Annotated in this window: 20 protein-coding genes; 11 read left to right on the forward strand and 9 right to left on the reverse strand. The window is 45.0% G+C overall.

Annotated elements, in window-relative coordinates:
• Positions 1–100: 100 nt before the first annotated feature.
• The 3 genes from AAGA51_RS15055 to ftnA all read right to left on the reverse strand — a co-directional run bounded on the left by AAGA51_RS15055 (position 101) and on the right by ftnA (position 2,405).
• Positions 101–1,288 (reverse strand): NAD(P)/FAD-dependent oxidoreductase, encoded by a 1,188-nt coding sequence (locus AAGA51_RS15055; protein ID WP_042490069.1) that lies wholly within the window; start codon positions 1,286–1,288, stop codon positions 101–103.
• A 189-nt stretch (positions 1,289–1,477) separates the two neighbouring features.
• The gene (gene uspB, locus AAGA51_RS15060; protein WP_042490071.1) at positions 1,478–1,801 is read right to left on the reverse strand and encodes a universal stress protein UspB; all 324 of its coding nucleotides are present in this window, start codon (positions 1,799–1,801) and stop codon (positions 1,478–1,480) included.
• Between the two features lie 76 nt (positions 1,802–1,877).
• Complete coding sequence (gene ftnA / locus AAGA51_RS15065; protein WP_042490073.1) at positions 1,878–2,405, reverse strand: non-heme ferritin; 528 nt, start codon at positions 2,403–2,405, stop codon at positions 1,878–1,880.
• A gap of 179 nt (positions 2,406–2,584) precedes the next feature.
• Here ftnA and uspA point away from each other — a divergent pair, with 179 nt between their 5' ends.
• A complete protein-coding gene (gene uspA / locus AAGA51_RS15070) occupies positions 2,585–3,010 on the forward strand; it encodes a universal stress protein UspA (RefSeq protein ID WP_042490075.1) in 426 nt (141 codons plus the stop codon).
• A gap of 67 nt (positions 3,011–3,077) precedes the next feature.
• Entirely contained in the window at positions 3,078–3,965 is an 888-nt protein-coding gene (locus tag AAGA51_RS15075) for a carboxylate/amino acid/amine transporter (RefSeq protein WP_042490077.1), read from the forward strand.
• A gap of 84 nt (positions 3,966–4,049) precedes the next feature.
• Here the strand turns inward: AAGA51_RS15075 and AAGA51_RS15080 are convergent, their stop codons facing one another.
• Both AAGA51_RS15080 and AAGA51_RS15085 read right to left on the reverse strand, forming a co-directional pair.
• Entirely contained in the window at positions 4,050–4,445 is a 396-nt protein-coding gene (locus AAGA51_RS15080; protein ID WP_042490080.1) for a hypothetical protein, read from the reverse strand.
• 112 nt (positions 4,446–4,557) lie between these two features.
• Positions 4,558–5,343, reverse strand: a complete 786-nt coding sequence (locus AAGA51_RS15085) for a class I SAM-dependent methyltransferase (protein WP_042490082.1) — start codon at positions 5,341–5,343, stop codon at positions 4,558–4,560.
• 124 nt (positions 5,344–5,467) lie between these two features.
• Between AAGA51_RS15085 and asnC the strand changes: the two genes are divergently transcribed.
• Complete coding sequence (gene asnC / locus AAGA51_RS15090; protein WP_042490084.1) at positions 5,468–5,932, forward strand: transcriptional regulator AsnC; 465 nt, start codon at positions 5,468–5,470, stop codon at positions 5,930–5,932.
• A gap of 84 nt (positions 5,933–6,016) precedes the next feature.
• On the opposite strand, the gene AAGA51_RS15095 is transcribed toward asnC, so the two are convergent.
• Together AAGA51_RS15095 and AAGA51_RS15100 are read right to left on the reverse strand one after the other, a co-directional pair.
• On the reverse strand, positions 6,017–6,298 hold the full coding sequence (locus AAGA51_RS15095) for a hypothetical protein (protein ID WP_042490086.1): 282 nt from the start codon (positions 6,296–6,298) through the stop codon (positions 6,017–6,019).
• 164 nt (positions 6,299–6,462) lie between these two features.
• On the reverse strand, positions 6,463–7,620 hold the full coding sequence (locus AAGA51_RS15100; protein WP_081878784.1) for a multidrug effflux MFS transporter: 1,158 nt from the start codon (positions 7,618–7,620) through the stop codon (positions 6,463–6,465).
• Positions 7,621–7,777: 157 nt separating this feature from the next.
• Here AAGA51_RS15100 and AAGA51_RS15105 point away from each other — a divergent pair, with 157 nt between their 5' ends.
• The 8 genes from AAGA51_RS15105 (at position 7,778) to choV (ending at position 17,775) form a co-directional block, all read left to right on the forward strand.
• A complete protein-coding gene (locus AAGA51_RS15105) occupies positions 7,778–8,719 on the forward strand; it encodes a LysR substrate-binding domain-containing protein (protein WP_042490091.1) in 942 nt (313 codons plus the stop codon).
• A 179-nt stretch (positions 8,720–8,898) separates the two neighbouring features.
• The gene (locus tag AAGA51_RS15110; protein WP_042490093.1) at positions 8,899–10,686 is read left to right on the forward strand and encodes an aminopeptidase P family protein; all 1,788 of its coding nucleotides are present in this window, start codon (positions 8,899–8,901) and stop codon (positions 10,684–10,686) included.
• A gap of 266 nt (positions 10,687–10,952) precedes the next feature.
• On the forward strand, positions 10,953–11,555 hold the full coding sequence (gene betI / locus AAGA51_RS15115; protein ID WP_042490095.1) for a transcriptional regulator BetI: 603 nt from the start codon (positions 10,953–10,955) through the stop codon (positions 11,553–11,555).
• 8 nt (positions 11,556–11,563) lie between these two features.
• Positions 11,564–13,024, forward strand: a complete 1,461-nt coding sequence (betB, locus tag AAGA51_RS15120) for a betaine-aldehyde dehydrogenase (protein WP_042490097.1) — start codon at positions 11,564–11,566, stop codon at positions 13,022–13,024.
• Between the two features lie 9 nt (positions 13,025–13,033).
• The gene (gene betA, locus AAGA51_RS15125) at positions 13,034–14,755 is read left to right on the forward strand and encodes a choline dehydrogenase (protein ID WP_042490100.1); all 1,722 of its coding nucleotides are present in this window, start codon (positions 13,034–13,036) and stop codon (positions 14,753–14,755) included.
• Between the two features lie 11 nt (positions 14,756–14,766).
• Positions 14,767–15,696, forward strand: coding sequence for a choline ABC transporter substrate-binding protein (locus AAGA51_RS15130; RefSeq protein ID WP_042490101.1), 930 nt, complete (start codon positions 14,767–14,769; stop codon positions 15,694–15,696).
• A gap of 49 nt (positions 15,697–15,745) precedes the next feature.
• Positions 15,746–16,591 (forward strand): choline ABC transporter permease subunit, encoded by an 846-nt coding sequence (gene choW, locus AAGA51_RS15135; protein ID WP_042490103.1) that lies wholly within the window; start codon positions 15,746–15,748, stop codon positions 16,589–16,591.
• Positions 16,591–17,775, forward strand: a complete 1,185-nt coding sequence (choV, locus tag AAGA51_RS15140) for a choline ABC transporter ATP-binding protein (RefSeq protein WP_042490105.1) — start codon at positions 16,591–16,593, stop codon at positions 17,773–17,775. Before choW ends, choV begins: the two co-directional genes overlap by 1 nt.
• Before the next feature lie 139 nt (positions 17,776–17,914).
• On the opposite strand, the gene thiH is transcribed toward choV, so the two are convergent.
• Both thiH and AAGA51_RS15150 read right to left on the reverse strand, forming a co-directional pair.
• A complete protein-coding gene (thiH, locus tag AAGA51_RS15145; protein WP_042490107.1) occupies positions 17,915–19,027 on the reverse strand; it encodes a 2-iminoacetate synthase ThiH in 1,113 nt (370 codons plus the stop codon).
• Positions 19,027–19,824 carry a thiazole synthase gene (locus AAGA51_RS15150; RefSeq protein WP_042490109.1) on the reverse strand — a complete coding sequence of 266 codons (798 nt, stop codon included), beginning with the start codon at positions 19,822–19,824 and terminating at the stop codon, positions 19,027–19,029. Before AAGA51_RS15150 ends, thiH begins: the two co-directional genes overlap by 1 nt.
• Positions 19,825–19,826: the final 2 nt, after the last annotated feature.

The raw sequence follows: 19,826 nt of genomic DNA on the forward strand, positions 1-19,826 counted from the left end.
AAGGTCATTATAGCTTAGTGTACAAACTTTATTATTCCAAAATGACCTTTATGTACAAACTTTAGCGCTTGTGTACAAACTTTATTGTTCCAAAACAATCTTATACGTTCAGCCCAGCAACATAGCCGCTCGACCATGCCCATTGGAAGTTGTAGCCACCTAGCCAGCCAGTCACATCCATCACTTCACCAACGAAATACAGACCTTTGATGTCTTTGCATTCCATCGTTTTAGAAGAAAGAACATCGGTGTCCACGCCGCCAAGGGTCACTTCAGCCGTTCGATAGCCTTCTGTTCCGTTTGGTACCACACGCCACTGTTCTAAAGTCTCTCTTATTGCTTCCAGCTCTTTCGGATTAAACTGTTTGAGAGGTTTGTCTACCAGCAACTTACGTTCGATAAACACTTCCACTAAACGCTTAGGCAGGACGCGAGCTAAGGTGTTTTTGAGTGTCTGGTTCGGGTGCTTTTCTCGGGAACGAGTTAATAGTTCATCAACATCGACTTCAGGCACCAAGTTAATGGTAACCGCTTGTCCCGGCTTCCAGTACGAAGAAATCTGCAAAACTGACGGGCCAGATAAGCCGCGATGGGTAAACAGCAGCGCTTCTTTAAAGCTTTTTCCACATTCTGCCTGAATTTCAGCAGGAACAGCGATACCCGAAAGCTCCGCTAGTGCGTCTTTGTCTTCAACATGCAGAGTAAAAGGCACTAAGCCTGCGGTAGTTGAAATAACAGGTAAACCAAACTGCTCAGCAATCTTGTAACCAAACGGTGTTGCTCCTAGCTTTGGCATTGAAAGACCGCCGGTCGCCATGACCAATGACTCACACTCAATATCGCCCTGTGTGGTGTGCAACAAGAAACCTTGTTCGGTTTTTTGAATATCGAGCGTCTCGACTTGATAGCGCTGACTAATGTTTGGAAGATCGCACTCTTCGAGCAACATTTTTACGATGTCTTTCGCCGAGTCTAAACAGAAAAGCTGACCATGAGATCGCTCTTCGAACTCAATACCATACTTACTCACCATCGAGATGAAATCCCAGTTGGTATACTGCGAAAGCGCCGATTTCACGAAGTGCGGATTGCGGCAAAGGTAGTTTTGAGCCGAGACATCGTAGTTGGTGAAGTTACAGCGACCACCACCGGAGATAAGAATCTTACGGCCTGGTTTTTTCGCATGATCAATCACCATCACACGGCGTCCACGTTTTCCGGCTTGAGCAGCACACATTAGGCCAGCCGCTCCGGCGCCTATGATGACAACATCTACTTTTTCACTCATGACTCATACCAATGCCAGTAATCAGAACTCTACCCGTCTAGAACTATGTCAGTAGTAAGAACAGGCAATAAAAAAGGACGTACAGCGGTACGTCCTCACTCACTTGAAGCGGCATTTTAACGGTAAACGTTCACTCTTACCAATGCGTTTATCCAAACTCCTATTCTTCAAAAAAGCACAGAAGTTCTCCTAGATCATAAACGCAACCACAGAGGTAAACACCACGAGAGACGAAGAGAGAATGAAAAGCTCACGCACACGATCACACTTGCCAGTAAACACTTCATCGTGGTGATGAAGGTACTCTTTACTTTTTAAGTAGTGATATAGGCGAACCTGCTTAGACATGTTGCCATGTGTGGTGAAAAAACCCCGTCCATCAACTTGTTGGTAAAGCAACGGGTGAGCTTCTCGCATGATATAAATCAGAGCTCGCAGCGCGGTAAGGTATCTTGCTACGTTAATACCAGTAACAATCATTAGCGCTAGTAGAATGGTATCTCCACTGATCATCTTTTCCTCCCTACATCCAAAGTAAGAGGGCTACCCGGAGAAAAAGACGATCGTGTTCAGAGTCTTTTTACTGCAATTAAGCAGCAGGGGCATCCATTACCGAAGATGAGCCTTTTTGTGCCAAAGCAGCTAGATCTTTGTCGATAAAGAACAACGCTTTACCATCTTCACCAACCAGTTCTAGCTTGTCTAAAATCCCTTTAAACAACTTCTCTTCTTCATGTTGCTCCGCAACGTACCACTGAAGGAAGTTAAATGTTGAGTAGTCTTGCGATGTGAATGCCGCATGAGCCAATTTGTTGATTTTTTCTGTAATCATTTGCTCATGTTCGTAGGTTTCACGGAACACATCACCTAAGCTTGCAAAGTTATGTCGAGGAGCCTCTATCGCGCCTAAAATCGGCAATGAGCCTGTTTCGCTGACATAAGTAAACAGTCTTTGCATGTGCTGCATTTCTTCAGCTGCATGAACTCTTAAAAACTCAGCTGCTCCTTCGAATCCTTTATCTTCACACCAAGCACTCATTTGTAAGTATAGATTGGATGAGAAAAATTCGAGGTTAATTTGATCATTCAATTGATCAACCATCGTTTGTGAAAGCATAAAACGCTCCTAAATCATTGTGCAAACTGGAAGTCACTATAACACGATCATTAGTATTTGTTAGTTTGAGCCACCCTCTCATTCAATATGGATATGAGATCATCATGGCAAAAATGTTTCTAACTAGGTGCTAAAGTTTAATTAACCTAACTTGAGGACAATTAAATGGAGAAGGCATCATGAGCTATAAACACATCTTAGTAGCTGTTGACCTATCTGAAGATAGCAAATTGCTGGTAGAAAAAGCCGTTGCACTCGCGACACCTCTCAATGCTGCTGTCTCGTTTATCCATATCGACGTCAACTATGCCGAACTGTATACCGGACTAATTGATATCAATTTGGCGGAAACTCAGCATCACGCAATGGAAGCATCGCAAACTCAGTTAAAAGAACTGGCAGATCATGCCAATTACCCGATTAACCACACTTTAGTAGGCAGTGGTGACTTGAGTAATGAGCTGTGTGACACCATCAATGAGTTCAATATTGACCTTGTGGTTTGTGGCCATCACCAAGATTTTTGGAGCAAGTTACTCTCTTCAACAAGACAGCTCATAAATTGCTCACCTGTCGACATGTTGGTAGTACCACTTAATGACTGACGAGCAATAATAAATCAGATAGACTGCGGATAATTTCAAACATCCACTTATAGAAATATCCGGGATTATGTTTTATTTATCTGCAGTTACCCTACTTTGGGCATTTTCATTTAGCCTGATCGGCGTTTATCTGGCGGGTCAGGTTGACTCTTGGTTCTCAGTGTTCATGCGCGTTGCACTGGCAAGCGTTGTCTTCCTGCCGTTTTTGAAATTCAAGCAAGTACCAAAAAAACTGATTGTTCAGCTAATGTCTATCGGTGGTATCCAACTTGGATTGATGTATTGCTTCTATTACCAATCGTTTTTACTGCTCTCTGTTCCAGAAGTATTACTGTTTACCGTATTCACACCTATTTACGTCACTTTGATTTACGATTTGCTTAAAGCACGTTTCTCTCCGTGGTATCTGGTTACAGCCGCTATCGCAGTAGCTGGTGCGGTGTTCATTAAGTTTGCTGGCATCAATGAGAACTTCGTGATTGGCTTCTTTGTTGTACAAGGTGCCAACCTCTGTTTTGCAATCGGTCAGGTGGCTTATAAATATGTTATGGAAAACCAAAGCGTAGAGCTTCCTCAACGTACGGTATTTGGTTATTTCTACTTAGGCGCACTGGTTGTGGCAACCATAGCGTTCACGCTGTTAGGTAACCCATCGAAGCTACCAACCACCTCACTGCAATGGGGTATTCTGATTTACCTTGGTGTGATTGCATCTGGTCTAGGTTATTTCGTGTGGAACAAGGGCGCGTGTTTGGTTAACGCGGGTGCGTTGGCGATCATGAATAACGCTTTGGTTCCAGCAGGTTTAATCGTCAACATCGTTATTTGGAACCGCGATGTGGATGTCGCTCGTCTGACTATTGGCGGCATCATCATTTTGTTCTCACTGTGGGTTAACGAAACTTGGGTGAAACGTAAAGTTGCTCAAAGCTACAAAGAAGCCGAAAGCGCTTAATCACAGGTAAGAAAGAATCGCATAGCAAAACGCCCATCAGGTTAAGCCGATGGGCGTTTTTGTATTTGAGGCTTTAAGTAGCCGTTAGTGATACTGGGAAGTAAGTGAATACTCACTGCTTGTTGCCTGATTTAACTTGGCAAACTTCAACTGCAGAGCTTGCTGTTTCTTGGCAAGCTTGCGTTGTTTCTTCAGCACTTTTTCCAGTTTCTTTTGATACTTTTTCTGCGCTTTTAGCGTTTTCTTAGCAACTTTTAACGCCGCTTTGCTGCTCTTATCAACACTCTTGTCAACGGTAGTACTTTCTTTCGCAACCGGAGCATTCACAGAAAAAGCCTGAGGTTTGCACAATCTCTTTTTGTCGGAAGATGAACGAGCGCACGAGCGACATAAGTACTTAGGTGCAACAACGATTCGCTGAATATCTGACAACGAAGCAGTGATATCGTGACGACTTAATTTACATAAACGCTGAGCCATAAATACAACCAAACAAAAATGATAATGATTCTTGGTTATATATAACCCTCTGCTAATAAAAAGGCAAGCGTACTATTCGTCTGATGTTTTCGTCTGATGTTTCCGCCTGTTATTATTCGCCCGTCATCGCTGCAATCACATAAACATCAAAGCGGTTCTTTTTGGTTTCTATTGCCATACTTGGCTTTTGCTCTGCCAGCCAATTTGCGTAATCAGGACGCTTCACCACCACTCGTTTAGTCGCAAGTTGCAATGCGGGTTCTAATAGCGCGTCAGCGTCGTTATCTGCGCCGACAAGAGATTGGAATACGCGCATCTCTTTCTTAACCAAAGCGCTTTTCTTTTTGTTCTCAGGATGCGGATACATAGGATCGAGATACACCACATCTGGGCGAACGAAGCTTTCGTCATTGGCTAATTTATTGAGAGCATCGTGACTGGATGCGTGCAGTAGCGTCACGCGCTCTGATACCCAACCACCAATTTCACTGTCCTGCTTGGCTCGATTTAATCCATCATCCAACAATGCCGCAACCACAGGATGACGCTCCACCATTTGTACTTTGCAGCCCAAAGAGGCTAAAACAAATGCATCTCGGCCTAAACCAGCCGTCCCATCCAGCACCGTAGGTGTGGCACCTTTATTGAGCCCTGCAGCTTTTGCAATGGATTGACCTTTACCGCCACCAAACTTACGACGATGCGCCACCGCCCCGGTGACCCAATCAACGAAGATGGCTCCCAGCTTAGGTTCATCGACTTTACGCAGTTCTAATTGCTCGCTGGTGAGTACCAGCGCAAAAACGCTTTCATCACTGTGTGTAAGCTTCCAGCGTGTTGCTATTTCATCAAGCTCAGAAGCGCGTTCAGGGGCTTCACAAATCAGTTGTAGCTGCAAAGTGTCATTCCATAATGAGTTTCAAAAATCGCTGCCAGTGTAGCGGATTTTCATCAGAAACCTAAGGTTTCAGTGTGATAAGATGCGGAAGAATCTTCGTTGAATAAGTGAACTAGGAACCTGTATGCAAGTCGCCTCTACAAAGCTCGACGAGCTTGATCGCGCTATTCTGAAAATCTTAATGGATGATGCACGTACGCCCTATGCAGAAATGGCGAAGCAATTTAATGTCAGCCCTGCCACTATTCACGTACGCATCGAGAAAATGAAAGCTGCGGATATCATTCAAGGCACAGAAGTTGTCGTGAATACCAAGAAGCTCGGCTATGACGTGTGCTGTTTTATTGGTATTAACCTGAAAGCCGCGCGTGATTACCATTCCGCGCTGGAAAAGCTTAATGCTCTCGATGAAGTGGTTGAAGCTTACTACACCACAGGTGCTTACAGTATTTTCGTCAAGTTGATGTGCCGTTCGATTGAAGAACTGCAGTTTGTATTGATCGACAAATTGCAGGCAATTGACGAAGTTCAGTCGACAGAGACGCTGATCTCGCTACAGAATCCAATCAACCGCAATGTGATTCCTTAAATCAGCGCTAAAAGATAGCAAGTTCAAAAAGCAGAAAAGACAAAAAACCCAAGTTTCAAACTTGGGTTCTTGTTATAGCATCAATTATTTTTTCAGGTAGTTCATCAGCTCTTCTGCTGAGATACCTTGTTGTGCTAATTGCTTAGCCAGCAAATCGACTTGCTCGCCTTTACGCGAATCTATCACTTGTTGAAATTGATAAACGAGATCGCGCAGAACTGGTAGTGGGACTTGTTTAGCAGCACTACGTACTCGCTCACTGCTTTGATTACCTAACTCATTAAGTAACTTACCAAACATCACTTTTTCTGGTGATTCTTCTAACTGCTCGAGAATACGAGCCATTTCATAGGTAGTTAGGGACACTGTATTTCGATTCCAAGACGCTATTTCTAATGATAGTGAGCGAAATAATATACACCTGTTACCCTGATTAGAAAATAGCACGTCAGACTATTTACAAAACCTTGTAACTCTTCACTATTTCTTTGAGTGAACGACGTTGCTATTTCCTGTTCCTGCCAACCACATCACTGAAATGCTAAGCGATGCCACTCTTTGCCCGCTTTAGACAGCAAAATAATCAGCGCAGGGGCAACAATCCACATTTGAAGTGCAATCATCATCTGCGGTTCAAGCTCTAAACGTTGTAGTGTGCCTACCACCAGACCAGCACCACTCATCTGGAACAACCCCAACAGTGCAGCGGCTGTGCCCGCTTTGTCGCCAAATGGAGCCAATGCTTTACCCGCAGCCGAACCCAGAATCCAAGCAAAACCTACCGATGAAAAGAAGATTGGCAGCATAAAGGCTAAAGCAGTGCCTTGAGACTTCATTCCGACCATCAGGCCACCAGCCACTAATAACATCACGATTCCAGAGAACAGAATTTTATGTGTTCCCCATTTGTCCATCAGCTTAGGAGCAGACAAACAAGCCGCGATGTTAACCACAGCGTTAATGCCAAACCAGAAAGTAAACTCATTCATGGTTAAGCCTAAGTTTTCCATCAGAACCACAGGGGCTGAAGTGACATAAGCCAAGATAACCGCCATCGCCAGCATACAAAGCGAAGCATGGAACAAAAATGAAGGGACTTTTAACACAGACCAATAACGCGACAGCTTAAACACGGCTTGCTTTTCAGTACTTGGATTGGTCTCTTTCATACGAATCAACAACCAGAATCCAACGAATACACCAAAGCCTGCCATAAAGCTGAAGTTAGAACGCCAGCCAAATTGCTGTGTTAACCAGCTTCCCAGAATTGGCGCTAAAGCAGGAATAAAGCAAATTGCACCATTAAGGTAGCTGATCATCTTGCCACTGCGCTCAGGGCCAAAGATATCGCGAACTGTCGCAAAGGCTGCTACAGACGTTGCACACGCACCCAATCCTTGTAGCAAACGAGACATTAACATCCACTCAATACTCTGAGCGCCCCACGCCAATAAAGCGCTCAAGATGTAGATGCTAACGCCAGCCAATGCAACAGTTCGACGTCCGAGTTTATCTGCTAAAGGGCCAGCAAACAGTTGCCCGACACCCATAGCAAATAAGAACCAAGTAATCGTATCTTGAGCTAAGGCATGTTCCACGTGAAACGCTTGCGAGATTTGTGGCAATGCAGGCAAGTAAATATCGATTGCCAACGGACTAAACAGTACCAACAAAGTCAGTAGAATCATTTGCTGTTTGCTTTGCACAGAAGACTCTTTCACAGAAGAAGTTACGCTCAAAATAGGTTCCAAAAATTGAATAATAAAGAGCGTGCATGATAGAAGAATGCTGTTATTCGAACAAATGGCTTATAATCATCAGTAATATTCCTCAATGGAAAATCACATGAACATTGATAAATTGGCGCGAATTGACCTTAACTTGCTTGTTTGTTTACAAGTTCTTGGAGAGGAACTCAGCGTTACACGCGCTTCGAGCCGGCTGCATCTGAGTCAGTCTGCGGTCAGTAAGTCGCTGGCGAAACTACGCGAACAATTCGATGATCCACTTTTCATCCGAACCTCCCATGGCCTAAAACCGACACCAAAAATGTTGTTTTTAAAGCCTAAATTGGAAACCTTGGTTGATCAGCTAGAGCTGATTACTCAGCCAGAGCAGTTTTCGCCTCAGTCGAGTGAATACCGATTCCATATTGCGGCTGTCGAAAGTGTCTACCCATTAATCCTGCCCCATTTTTTGCCAGCGATATTCATGCAGGGCCCGAACCTCAATATCAGTACCCACTCTTGGACGGACCAAACTTTTAAAAAGCTGCAAATGGGCGAGCTTGATATTGGTATCACAGGTAAAGACATCGATATCAACGATGCGAAGTTAACCATGCTTCCACCAAAAGATATCTGCGAGCAAGAGATCTATCGCGATTCACAAATGTGTGTCGTTCGACGAGATCACCCTGTTTTAAAACAGCAATGGAATTTGGAACGCTATCTAACCCTTCGACATGTACAAGTTCGCTGTGATGGCAGTGACCGCTGGCTGCTGGACTACCGCTTGGCTGACTTAGGTTATCAGCGTGATATTGCGATTACCGTCCCCGACTTTAACAGTGCCGCCAGTTTATGCAGCTACACAGACTTTGTGTTTACCGCGCCGAGCCATTTCACACATCTGGTCGCCAAACATCTCGATCTGGTGGTGCTGCCACTGCCTCTTGAGTTCCCGCCAATGGCTTATACGCTGTTCTGGCACAGAGACAGAGAAAACGACCCGGCACTCTCTTGGTTAAGGCAAATCATTCAGACGAAAACCTTACATTTGCGTTAAACAAATGCCCTATAACACTATTGATAAGATTAAGTTCAGCACATTTGCACACTCACTACAAAACGAGTAGCTTATCGGTTCACGTCCTGCACTATATAGATAGGCAAAGTGGGTATATCAAGAGAACGGATATATCGGCATCAGCTGAACAAAAGGACAATTATTAGGAGAATAGCAAGATGTACCAATCCATCTCCCAGCGTGTAACGGAACTTCGTAACTGGTTAACACGTAACGGTTTAGACGCACTCATTATTCCTCATGAAGATGAGTATCTTGGCGAATACGTACCAGAACACAACGAACGATTACATTGGTTAACTGGATTTACTGGTTCAGCGGGTGCCGCTGTGATTACTCAAACCTCGGCAGCCATTTTTGTTGATGGCCGCTATACCGTTCAGGTTCGCAAGCAGGTTCCACAAGAACTGTTTGAGTACCGTCATCTGATTGAAGAACCGTATTTAGATTGGCTACAAAGTCATTTGCCTACAGGTAGCAAAGTGGGCTACGACCCAAGAATGCACCGTGCAAGTTGGTTAACGGCAACTCAAAGTAAACTTGCCGGCGAGCTAGAATTAGTTGCGACCGAAGGCAATGCTATCGACCAACTTTGGCATGATCGCCCTGCTCCTGTTGTCTCTGACATGCGTTTAATGAGTGATGAGCTGGTTGGTGTAAACAGCGCGACGAAACGTCAGCGTATTGCAGACATCTTGCGCTCTAAAAAAGCAGATAGCGCAGTGCTGACAGAATTAGATTCTATCTGTTGGCTGTTGAATATTCGTGGTCTAGACGTATCACGCTTACCGGTATTGCTATCGCACGCCATTGTTCATGCTGACGCAAGTGTCGACTTCTTCCTCTACCCAGCTCGATTAGCCGAAGGCTTTGAGAATCACGTTGGTGCAGGTGTACGAGTTCATCATCCAGATACGCTGCAAACAGAACTTGAGAAACTTTCAGGCAAGAAAGTGATTGTAGACCCAGCCACCAGCAACGCTTGGTTCACACTGACACTGCAGAATGTAAACGCTGAACTCATTAAAGACGCCGATCCTTGCTTGTTACCAAAAGCCGCAAAAAACGCGACTGAAATTAAAGGTATGAAAGCGTGTCATGTTCGCGATGGTGCCGCAATGGCGAAGTTCCTATCTTGGCTAGACAGCGAAGTGGCGGCTGGCAAACTGCATAACGAAGCGCAACTGGCTGATAAGCTTCAAGCATTCCGCGAGCTTGACCCAACATTAGCAGACCTGAGCTTTGACACCATTTCAGCAGCAACCACGAATGCGGCTATGTGTCACTACAACCACATGAACCAACCAGAGCCAGGTAAGCTAGAAATGAACACGCTTTACCTTGTTGATTCAGGTGGCCAATATACCGATGGTACAACCGACATCACCCGTACCATTGCGATTGGTGAAGTCAGTGACGAAATGAAGCAACAGTTCACCTTAGTTCTAAAAGGTCATATTGCTTTGGCTAAAGCTCGATTCCCGAAAGGCACTTGTGGCCACCAACTTGATGTTTTAGCCCGCCAACATTTATGGGCAAACGGCTACGATTATGATCACGGTACGGGTCACGGTGTTGGTCACTTCCTCAGTGTTCACGAAGGGCCTCAACGTATTAGTAAAGTGTTTAACAACGTTGCCTTGCTACCGGGCATGGTGTTGTCGAACGAACCGGGTTACTACCGAGCTGACGGCTTTGGTATTCGTATCGAAAACTTAGAATTAGTTGTAGAAGTCGAAACCCAAGGCGACTTCCATGTTCATGGCTTCGAATCACTCACTCGCTGCCCTATTGATGTTCGCGCTATCAATGTCAACATGCTGACAAAACCTGAACTTAACTGGCTGAATGACTACCACCAAAAAGTGTGGGACGACGTTAGCCCTCTAGTTGAAGGTGATGTTAAGCAGTGGCTAAAACAGGCAACTCAGCCAATCGCCCATTAATAACAATTCATTTACTTTTTAATTCAATCCCTTAGTGAGAAATCACTAAGGGATTTTTTATTTCTAACTCGTTAATCAACGAAACAATCTTACTCTAATCATTTAATTATTTTTTAAATCACATAAACAACTGATTTTAATTAAATTAAACACAAAACCAAAACAAAACCATACAAAAATCCCTTCAAATTAATTTGAGATCTAACGATTATTTTGTTTAACTTATATTTAACTAATCGTTCAATTAAAAAAATTAAGGAGTGATTGTGCCTAAAGTTGGAATGCCTAGCATACGCAAACCACAACTCGTCAATGCCACTATGACAGTGATTGAACGTGTCGGTTTACACGCAGCAAGCATCGCATTAATTAGTCGCGAAGCAGGTGTATCCACAGGCATCATCAATCACTACTTTGGCGGTAAACATGGCTTGCTTGAAGAAACCATGCGAGCAATCTTGCGCGAGCACTCTGAAACGGTAATGCAATTGCTGTCCGCGATTCCTAAGCACCAACATCAAAAGCGTATCCATGCAATTGTTGAAGCCAACTTCTCCGATTTCCAAGCATCCAACAAGGTTGCAAAAACATGGTTGGCATTCTGGTCTTACTCAATGCATGACTCGCAACTTCACCGCTTGCAACGCGTGAACGAAAAGCGACTCCTTTCTCACCTCACAATCGAACTCAAAGCCCTATTACCTCATCAACAGGTTAAGCAGGTTGCACAAGGTATTGCCGCACTGATTGACGGTCTTTGGCTACGCGGCGCAATGAACCAAGAAGGTATCAACGCTCAACAGGCGCGTGCATTAATTGGCGATTACTTAGAACTACAACTGGCGCAACACGCGCTGACAACTCGTTAGGTCTTCAAATGGAAAAAGCATCACTTTATATCGATGGTCGTTATCAACAGGCGTCATCGGGCGAAACTTTTATTAGCTATAACCCAGCAACCGGTGAACCTCTGGCCACTCTTGGTCAGGCTAGTGAACAAGATGTTCAGGCAGCGGTAGATTCTGCCAAGCGTGGCTTTGCTGTTTGGTCGGCAATGACAGCCGTAGAACGTAGCCGAATTCTGCTAAAAGCGGTGGCAATCCTTAGAGAACGAAACGATGAACTGGCACTTCTAGAGGTATTGGATACCGGTAAACCAATCCAAGAAGCCAATTGCGTTGATATTGTGACTGGCGCAGATGTTATCGAATACTTTGCTGGTCTTGCACCTGCTCTTCAGGGCGAACAACAATCGCTTTCCGAGAGCCAGTTCTTTTATACACGTAAAGAACCACTAGGCATTTGTGCTGGTATCGGCGCTTGGAACTACCCAATTCAGATTGCCATGTGGAAGTCAGCGCCCGCTCTTGCTGCAGGTAACGCTATGATCTTCAAACCTTCAGAAGAGACACCGCTGACCGCTCTCAAGCTGGCTGAAATCTTTACTGAAGCGGGCGTACCTGATGGCGTATTTAACGTTGTGCAAGGTGATGGTCGTGTTGGACAAATGCTGACAGCCCACCCAGACATCGCAAAAGTATCATTCACCGGTGAAACGGGTACTGGCAAAGCGGTAATGTCTGCCAGCGCCCAAAGTCTGAAATCCGTCACTATGGAACTGGGTGGTAAATCTCCCCTGATTATTTTTGACGACGCAAAGTTAGACCAAGCCGTATCAGGTGCAATGACTGCTAACTTCTACACTCAAGGCGAAGTGTGTACTAACGGTACTCGTGTTTTCGTTCATGAAAATATCTATGACGACTTCATCGCTCAACTAAAAGCCCGCACGGAAAAACTGATCGTAGGCGATCCCCAAGATCCGAACACTCAAGTGGGTGCACTTATCTCTAAAGAGCATTTAGCGAAGGTTCTTGAAGCCATCGAAAGTGCAAAAAACAGCGGCGCCAAATTGTTAACCGGCGGCTATCAAGTCACTGAAGGTGAGTTAACCAAAGGTAACTTTGTTGCCCCCACAGTGTTTGTTGATTGCCAAGACGACATGGATTTCGTCCAGAAGGAAATCTTTGGTCCGGTCATGGCGGTAATTAAGTTTCGCGATGAAGACGAAGCGATTAAGCGAGCCAATGCGACCAACTATGGTCTTGCTGCTGGCGTATTTACACAGAATATCTCCCGTGCACACCGAGTAATCCACCAGCTGCAAGCGGGTATCTGCTGGATTAACACTTGGGGTGATTCTCCTGCTCCTATGCCTGTAGGTGGCTACAAACTCTCTGGCGTTGGCCGTGAGAACGGTATTGAAACCTTAAGCCACTACACACAAACAAAAAGCATCCTGATTGAGCTGGATGACTATGTTGGAGCTTACGAGTAAGGAAGAATGATGAAACAACACTTTGATTATATTGTTATCGGTGCTGGTTCAGCAGGCTGTGTTTTGGCTGATCGCCTAACTGAAAGTGGCGAGCATTCTGTTTTGTTACTGGAAGCCGGAGGCAGCGATAAAAGCATTTTCATCCAAATGCCAACTGCTCTCTCATACCCTATGAATACACCTAAGTATGCATGGCAATTTGAATCTGTAGAAGAACCGGGATTAGATGGCCGCCAACTGCACTGCCCTCGAGGAAAAGTGCTCGGTGGTAGTTCATCAATCAACGGTATGGTTTACGTTCGTGGGCATGCTTGCGACTTTGATGAATGGCAACAACACGGAGCTAACGGCTGGGATTACGCATCTTGCTTACCTTACTTTAAGAAAGCTGAAAGCTGGATTCATGGCGGCGATCAATACCGTGGCGATCAAGGTCCGTTAGCCACTTGTAACGGTAACGATATGGAACTGAACCCGCTCTATCAGGCATTTATTGATGCCGGAGAAGAAGCCGGTTATCCAACGACAAACGATTACAACGGTTACCAGCAAGAAGGCTTCGGCCCGATGCATATGACGGTGGATAAAGGCGTTCGAGCTTCAACTTCGAACGCGTACCTGCGCCGAGCTTTGAAACGCCCAAACCTGACTCTGCTTAAAAATGTGCTGACACATAAAATTGTTATCGAAAACAGTAAAGCAGTCGGTGTGGAGTTTGAACATAAAGGTCAGATCCAAACCGTATTTTCAAACAAAGAAGTGATTTCTAGTGCTGGCTCTATTGGCTCAGTACAGTTGTTACAGTTATCTGGTATCGGCCCTCGCGATGTATTGGAAAACGCGGGTGTCGAAGTAAAACATGAGCTACCCGGTGTAGGCCAGAATCTGCAGGATCACTTGGAAGTCTACTTCCAGTATCGCTGCGAAGAGCCTATCACATTAAACAGCAAGCTAGGCCTTATCAGTAAAGGGATGATAGGTGCTGAATGGCTGCTTACCAAGCGCGGCCTTGGTGCGACAAATCATTTTGAATCTTGTGCGTTCATACGCTCTCGCGCAGGCTTAAAGTGGCCAAACATTCAATACCACTTCTTACCAGCAGCCATGCGGTATGATGGTCGTACAGCGTTTGATGGACACGGTTTCCAAGTGCACGTTGGTCCGAACAAACCACTGAGTCGCGGTCAGGTATGGATTCGTTCAAATGACCCAGCAGACAAACCAGGCATTTTGTTCCGTTATTTATCAGAGCAGCAAGATATTCAGGATTGGCGTGACTGTATCCGCTTAACCCGCGAGATCTTGGCTCAACCTGCGTTAGATAAATACCGTGGCGATGAAATTCAACCGGGGTTCCATATCTCTTCAGATGAAGAGATCGAAGAGTGGGTTAAGCAGAATGTAGAAAGTGCTTACCACCCCTCTTGTAGCTGCAAAATGGGCGCAGACGACGACCCAATGGCAGTTCTCGACAACGAATGTCGCGTACGCGGTGTGCAATCACTGCGAGTGGTGGACTCATCGATTTTCCCAACCATTCCTAACGGTAACCTTAACGCTCCAACCATCATGGTTGCTGAGCGAGCGGCAGACATCATCTTAGGTAAAACTCTTCTTCCTCGTGAGCAAGCACCCGTGTGGATCGCAGAGAACTGGCAACAAGACCAGCGCGAAAACGCACCACGACGCTCATTGGACTCCCTTCAATCTTCAGAAATGAAAGATCAATAAGGAAATAAAACATGCGTAAAGTCATCACTCTTGCAGCAGCAACTATGCTGTCGTTCAACACCTATGCAAACACTTGTGAAACAGTTCGTTTCGCTGATGTCGGCTGGACAGACATCACAGCAACTACCGCTGTCACAACCGAACTGTTAAAAGGTTTGGGCTACCAAACCAAGACTGACCTACTTTCAGTACCAGTTACCTACTCCTCTATGGCCAATGGCGATATCGACGTTTTTCTAGGTAACTGGATGCCAACAATGGAAGGCGATATTGCCAAGTATCGTGATGCAGGAACGGTAGAAACTATTCGCGCCAACCTTGAAGGCGCGAAATACACCCTAGCCGTACCTAAATATGTTTATGACGCAGGCGTAACGTCATTTGCCGACATTGCAAAGCATGCTGATCAATTCAAAGACCGTATTTACGGTATTGAACCTGGTAACGATGGTAACCGACTCATTCAATCAATGATTGATAGCAACGCATTCGACCTTAAAGGTTTCAAACTGGTTGAGTCGAGCGAAGCAGGCATGGTTTCTCAGGTTAAGCGTGCCGTTCGCCGTAACGAATGGATTGCATTCCTCGGTTGGGCGCCACACCCAATGAACAGCAATGTTGAGATGGAATATCTGGCGGGTGGTGATGACTACTTCGGCCCTAACTACGGCGGTGCAAACGTTTATACCAACGTACGCAAAGATTACGTAGCACAGTGCCCGAATGTAGGTCAGTTACTTAACAACCTGTCGTTTAGCCTTGATATGGAAAACGTTCTGATGGAAGCCATTCTTAACGAAAAGAAACAGCCATCAAAAGCGGCTCAGGAATGGCTGCGTGCTAACCCAGAAGCTATCGAGCAGTGGTTACAGAAAGTCACCACTAAAGACGGTAAACCAGCGATAGAAGCGGTAACCGCATATTTGAACAAAGACGCTTAACAAACTGGTTGGCGGGGCTAAATGCCCTGCCACTAAATAAGGAATTCTCGTGAACATTATTACTGAGCATAAAATCCCATTAGGAAGTTGGATGGAAACCGGGGTCGACTGGCTCACCATTAATGCCTCTGGTTTCTTTGATACCATTTCTTTCTTACTTGAAAGCATCATTATGTTGTTGGTTGATGTCTTTAAATGGATGCCACCAGCCGCTCCTATTCTTTTAACCGCCGCTATTGCGTGGTGGTTGCACCGCAGTGTTTCGTTAGTTGTGTTTATCATCGCAGCCCTGTTGCTGATCTTAAACCTTGGCTACTGGCAAGAAATGCTGGAAACCTTTGTTATGGTTTTCTCCGCGACAACGATTTCCGTATTAATTGGCGTCCCACTCGGAATCATGGCGGCACACCGTCCATGGGTTTACACCCTGATGCGTCCTATTTTGGATTTGATGCAGACAGTTCCTACTTTCGTCTATCTGATCCCTACACTGGTATTGTTTGGTTTGGGTGTCGTTCCGGGACTGATTTCTACCATCATCTTTGCCATTGCAGCGCCGATTCGTTTGACTTACTTGGGAGTTACCCGTGTACCGGAAGAACTGATTGAAGCCGGTAAAGCGTTTGGTGCTAACCGCACAAAACTGCTCTACAAAGTCGAACTTCCTGCCGCTCTGCCAAGTATCATGGCGGGTATTACCCAATGCATCATGCTATCACTGTCAATGGTAGTGATTGCAGCCTTAGTTGGCGCAGATGGCTTAGGTAAGCCAGTTGTTCGCGCATTAAACACGGTAAACATTTCGCAAGGTTTCGAAGCGGGTTTAGCGATTGTACTCGTCGCCATCATTCTGGACCGACTGTGTAAAGCACCAAACAGTAAAGAGGTATCATAATGAAAACCATTAATATCGAAAATCTGGACGTCGTGTTTGGTGACCAAACAGCCGCTGCAACAGAGCTACTGGATCAAGGTAAAACTCGTCAGGAAATTATCGATGCGACAGGTTTAGTTGTTGGCGTCGATAACGTAAGCCTTGATGTAAACCAAGGTGAAATTTGTGTCCTTATGGGGTTATCGGGTTCCGGAAAATCGAGCTTACTACGAGCAATTAACGGGCTTAACCCAATTACTCGTGGTTCTCTAGTGGTTCAGGACAAAGAGCAGAGTATCGATTTAGCTACATGTAATGAAACAACTCTGCGAGAACTACGCACCAATAAAGTCTCTATGGTGTTCCAGAAGTTTGCGCTCATGCCTTGGCTAAGTGTCTTGGACAATGTTGCCTTTGGTCTTGAAATGCAGGGACTAGCTAAAAAGGAACGCCGAGCTCGCGCACGTGAAAAACTGGAAATGGTTGGACTTGCAGAATGGGAAGATAAGCTTCCACATGAGCTGTCTGGCGGCATGCAACAACGCGTAGGCTTAGCACGAGCGTTCGCGATGGATAGCGATATTCTGTTAATGGATGAACCCTTCTCTGCACTTGATCCATTGATTCGATCGCAACTTCAGGATGAGCTACTCAGCCTACAAAAACGCTTAAACAAAACCATTGTGTTTGTTAGCCACGATTTAGACGAAGCACTGAAGATTGGATCTCGTATCGCCATTATGGAATCAGGAAAGCTGATCCAATATGGTAAGCCAGAAGAGATTGTTCTCAAGCCAAAGACTCAGTACGTCCAAGATTTCGTTTCTCATACCAACCCATTAAATGTCCTTAAAGGACGATCTTTAATGAACAGTTGTGATGAACTTAAGCAAGAATCTGGTCGCTGGCAGATTTGCCAACAAGCTGATGTTTGGATAGAGAAAAATGACAACAAATGGAATGTATCTTCTTCGCCAAAACTGAAGCTGATTGAATGGAACGAACAGACTAAGTTCGAAGAATTAACCAGTGATTCACTTGTAGTAGCTTCACCAGATATCGAAATGCGTGATGCTATCGAAATTTGCTATCATACTGGTAACCCTATTGTGCTGATAGAGAATGGAGAGTTAGTCGGAACGTTAAGTGACCATGACTTCTACCACGCTCTACTTGGTAAGTATCAGCAAGAGCAAGCTGCTTAGATTAGTAGATTCAGATTGATAAGAGAAAGGCGACTTTATGGTCGCCTTTTTTATGTTTCACGTGAAACATCTTTTGTCTCTATTCTTCTCTCTATCTCAAGATCTCAATCGCCCAAATCGAATAGTCAGCTGGTGGCTTTTATCCTGAATAGGCAAAATGCCAATCTTGCCACACTGCTTCCAGCCCTTTGCTCTTCATCGCCAGCGCCACATCATTTGCAGTGCGTTCATCACTAATTGCAAACTGCTCCAGCTCAACATTTGAATTTGCGTAACCACCGGGTTGAGTTTTAGAAGCAGCAGAAATACTGGTGATTCCCAGCACTGAAACGTTGTCTCTAAAACTAGCAGACTCACGTGTCGATAGAGAGAGTTCTACTTCTCCATTCCATAAGCGATAAGCGCAAATGAGCTGTACAAGCTGTTTATCACTCATGACAGATTTGGGCTGCATGGCTCCTGCACACGGTCTTAATCGTGGAAAGGAAATCGAGTATCGGCTTTGCCAATACGTTTTTTCCAGATAGTCGATATGCGCGGCTACATGGAAGCAGTCCGTTCGCCAATCTTCCAAACCAATCAACGCCCCTAGCCCAATTTTATCTATACCCGCTTTGGCTAACCGCTCCGGTGTGTCTAGGCGATATTGAAAGTCCATCTTCTTACCACGTAAATGATGTTTACTATAAGTCGACGGATGATAGGTCTCTTGATAAACCATGACTGCATCTAAACCTAACGTTTTTAGTTCCGCATACTCAGCTTGGTCTAGAGGCTGAACTTCCATAGCCAGATAGTTAAATGAAGACTTAATCAGAGGAACGGTTCTTCGAAAATAATCCATTCCTACTTTGGTTTCATGTTCGCCAGTTACCAGCAAAACACTATCAAATCCCATTTTTTTAATTGCTTCTACTTCAGCCTCTATCTCATCATCAGTTAAGGTTTTACGTTTGATACGATTGCCCATTGAAAACCCACAATAGGTACAATCGTTAGAACATAAATTTGATAGATAGAGCGGAACATAGAACGACATCGTATTACCGAAGCGCTGGCGAGTTTTCAGGTAAGACTGTTGCGCCATTTGCTCTAAGTAAGGTTCTGCAGCAGGAGAGATCAGCGCTTTAAAATCTTCAAGACTTCGCTTTGACTTACTTAACGCCAGTTCGACATCTTGAGAAGTTTTACTGTATATAGAGAGCTTAATATCATCCCAGTCGAGTTGTTTAAATCGCTCCAGAAAGCTCATCATGCGCCTCCCAAAAACTCTGTAAACGGACTTGACGCTACAGCGTGATTTACCTGACCAGCCAATCCACTTTCAAAAGCAATTCGCCCCGCCTCCACTGCCAGTTTAAATGCTTTGGCCATGGCAATCGGATCACCCGCAGTAGCAATTGCGGTATTCACCAATACAGCGTCCGCCCCTAGTTCCATTGCTAATGCAGCGTCTGACGGTGCGCCAATTCCAGCATCAACAATGACAGGAACATTCGCCTGGTCGATGATAATTTCGAGGAACTCACGTGATACCAATCCCTTATTGGTACCGATAGGCGCTCCCAACGGCATAACGGCAGCACAGCCAACCTCTTCCAACCTTTTACACAGAACAGGGTCTGCATGGCAGTATGGCAATACAATAAAGCCATCTTTTACTAGCTGCTCGGCGGCCAACAACGTTTCTATTGGGTCTGGCATCAGATACTTTGGATCAGGATGAATTTCCAATTTAAGCCAATTTGTACCAAGTGCTTCACGAGCCAAATGCGCCGCAAAAATGGCGTCTTTTGCTGATTTTGCACCTGACGTATTTGGCAATAGATTCACCCCAGCTTCTATTAGCGGAGACAAAATATCATCGTCACGAGTCTCAAGGTTCACTCGCTTGAGGGCCATAGTAACCAATTCAGATTCGCAAGCTTGAATAGCTTTCGTCATAGTATCGCGGTTAGAAAACTTGCCAGTACCGGTGAGTAGTCTCGAGCGAAATGTTTTATCCGCAATTGTTAGTAAATTTTGACCTGAAAGACTGTTATTCGACATAA

It is taken from the genome of Vibrio diazotrophicus, assembly GCF_038452265.1.
Lineage (GTDB): Bacteria > Pseudomonadota > Gammaproteobacteria > Enterobacterales > Vibrionaceae > Vibrio > Vibrio diazotrophicus.

Excerpts from the sequence above, each read along its gene's own strand:
- AAGA51_RS15080 (WP_042490080.1), bottom strand. The coding sequence starts at position 4,445 with ATGGCTCAGCGTTTATGTAAATTAAGTCGTCACGATATCACTGCTTCG.
- betB (WP_042490097.1), top strand. The coding sequence starts at position 11,564 with ATGGAAAAAGCATCACTTTATATCGATGGTCGTTATCAACAGGCGTCA.
- asnC (WP_042490084.1), top strand. The coding sequence starts at position 5,468 with ATGCAAGTCGCCTCTACAAAGCTCGACGAGCTTGATCGCGCTATTCTG.
- AAGA51_RS15110 (WP_042490093.1), top strand. The coding sequence starts at position 8,899 with ATGTACCAATCCATCTCCCAGCGTGTAACGGAACTTCGTAACTGGTTA.
- AAGA51_RS15105 (WP_042490091.1), top strand. The coding sequence starts at position 7,778 with ATGAACATTGATAAATTGGCGCGAATTGACCTTAACTTGCTTGTTTGT.
- AAGA51_RS15075 (WP_042490077.1), top strand. The coding sequence starts at position 3,078 with ATGTTTTATTTATCTGCAGTTACCCTACTTTGGGCATTTTCATTTAGC.
- AAGA51_RS15150 (WP_042490109.1), bottom strand. The coding sequence starts at position 19,824 with ATGTCGAATAACAGTCTTTCAGGTCAAAATTTACTAACAATTGCGGAT.
- uspB (WP_042490071.1), bottom strand. The coding sequence starts at position 1,801 with ATGATCAGTGGAGATACCATTCTACTAGCGCTAATGATTGTTACTGGT.
- thiH (WP_042490107.1), bottom strand. The coding sequence starts at position 19,027 with ATGAGCTTTCTGGAGCGATTTAAACAACTCGACTGGGATGATATTAAG.
- AAGA51_RS15055 (WP_042490069.1), bottom strand. The coding sequence starts at position 1,288 with ATGAGTGAAAAAGTAGATGTTGTCATCATAGGCGCCGGAGCGGCTGGC.
- ftnA (WP_042490073.1), bottom strand. The coding sequence starts at position 2,405 with ATGCTTTCACAAACGATGGTTGATCAATTGAATGATCAAATTAACCTC.
- betA (WP_042490100.1), top strand. The coding sequence starts at position 13,034 with ATGAAACAACACTTTGATTATATTGTTATCGGTGCTGGTTCAGCAGGC.
- choV (WP_042490105.1), top strand. The coding sequence starts at position 16,591 with ATGAAAACCATTAATATCGAAAATCTGGACGTCGTGTTTGGTGACCAA.
- uspA (WP_042490075.1), top strand. The coding sequence starts at position 2,585 with ATGAGCTATAAACACATCTTAGTAGCTGTTGACCTATCTGAAGATAGC.
- AAGA51_RS15130 (WP_042490101.1), top strand. The coding sequence starts at position 14,767 with ATGCGTAAAGTCATCACTCTTGCAGCAGCAACTATGCTGTCGTTCAAC.
- AAGA51_RS15100 (WP_081878784.1), bottom strand. The coding sequence starts at position 7,620 with ATGATTCTACTGACTTTGTTGGTACTGTTTAGTCCGTTGGCAATCGAT.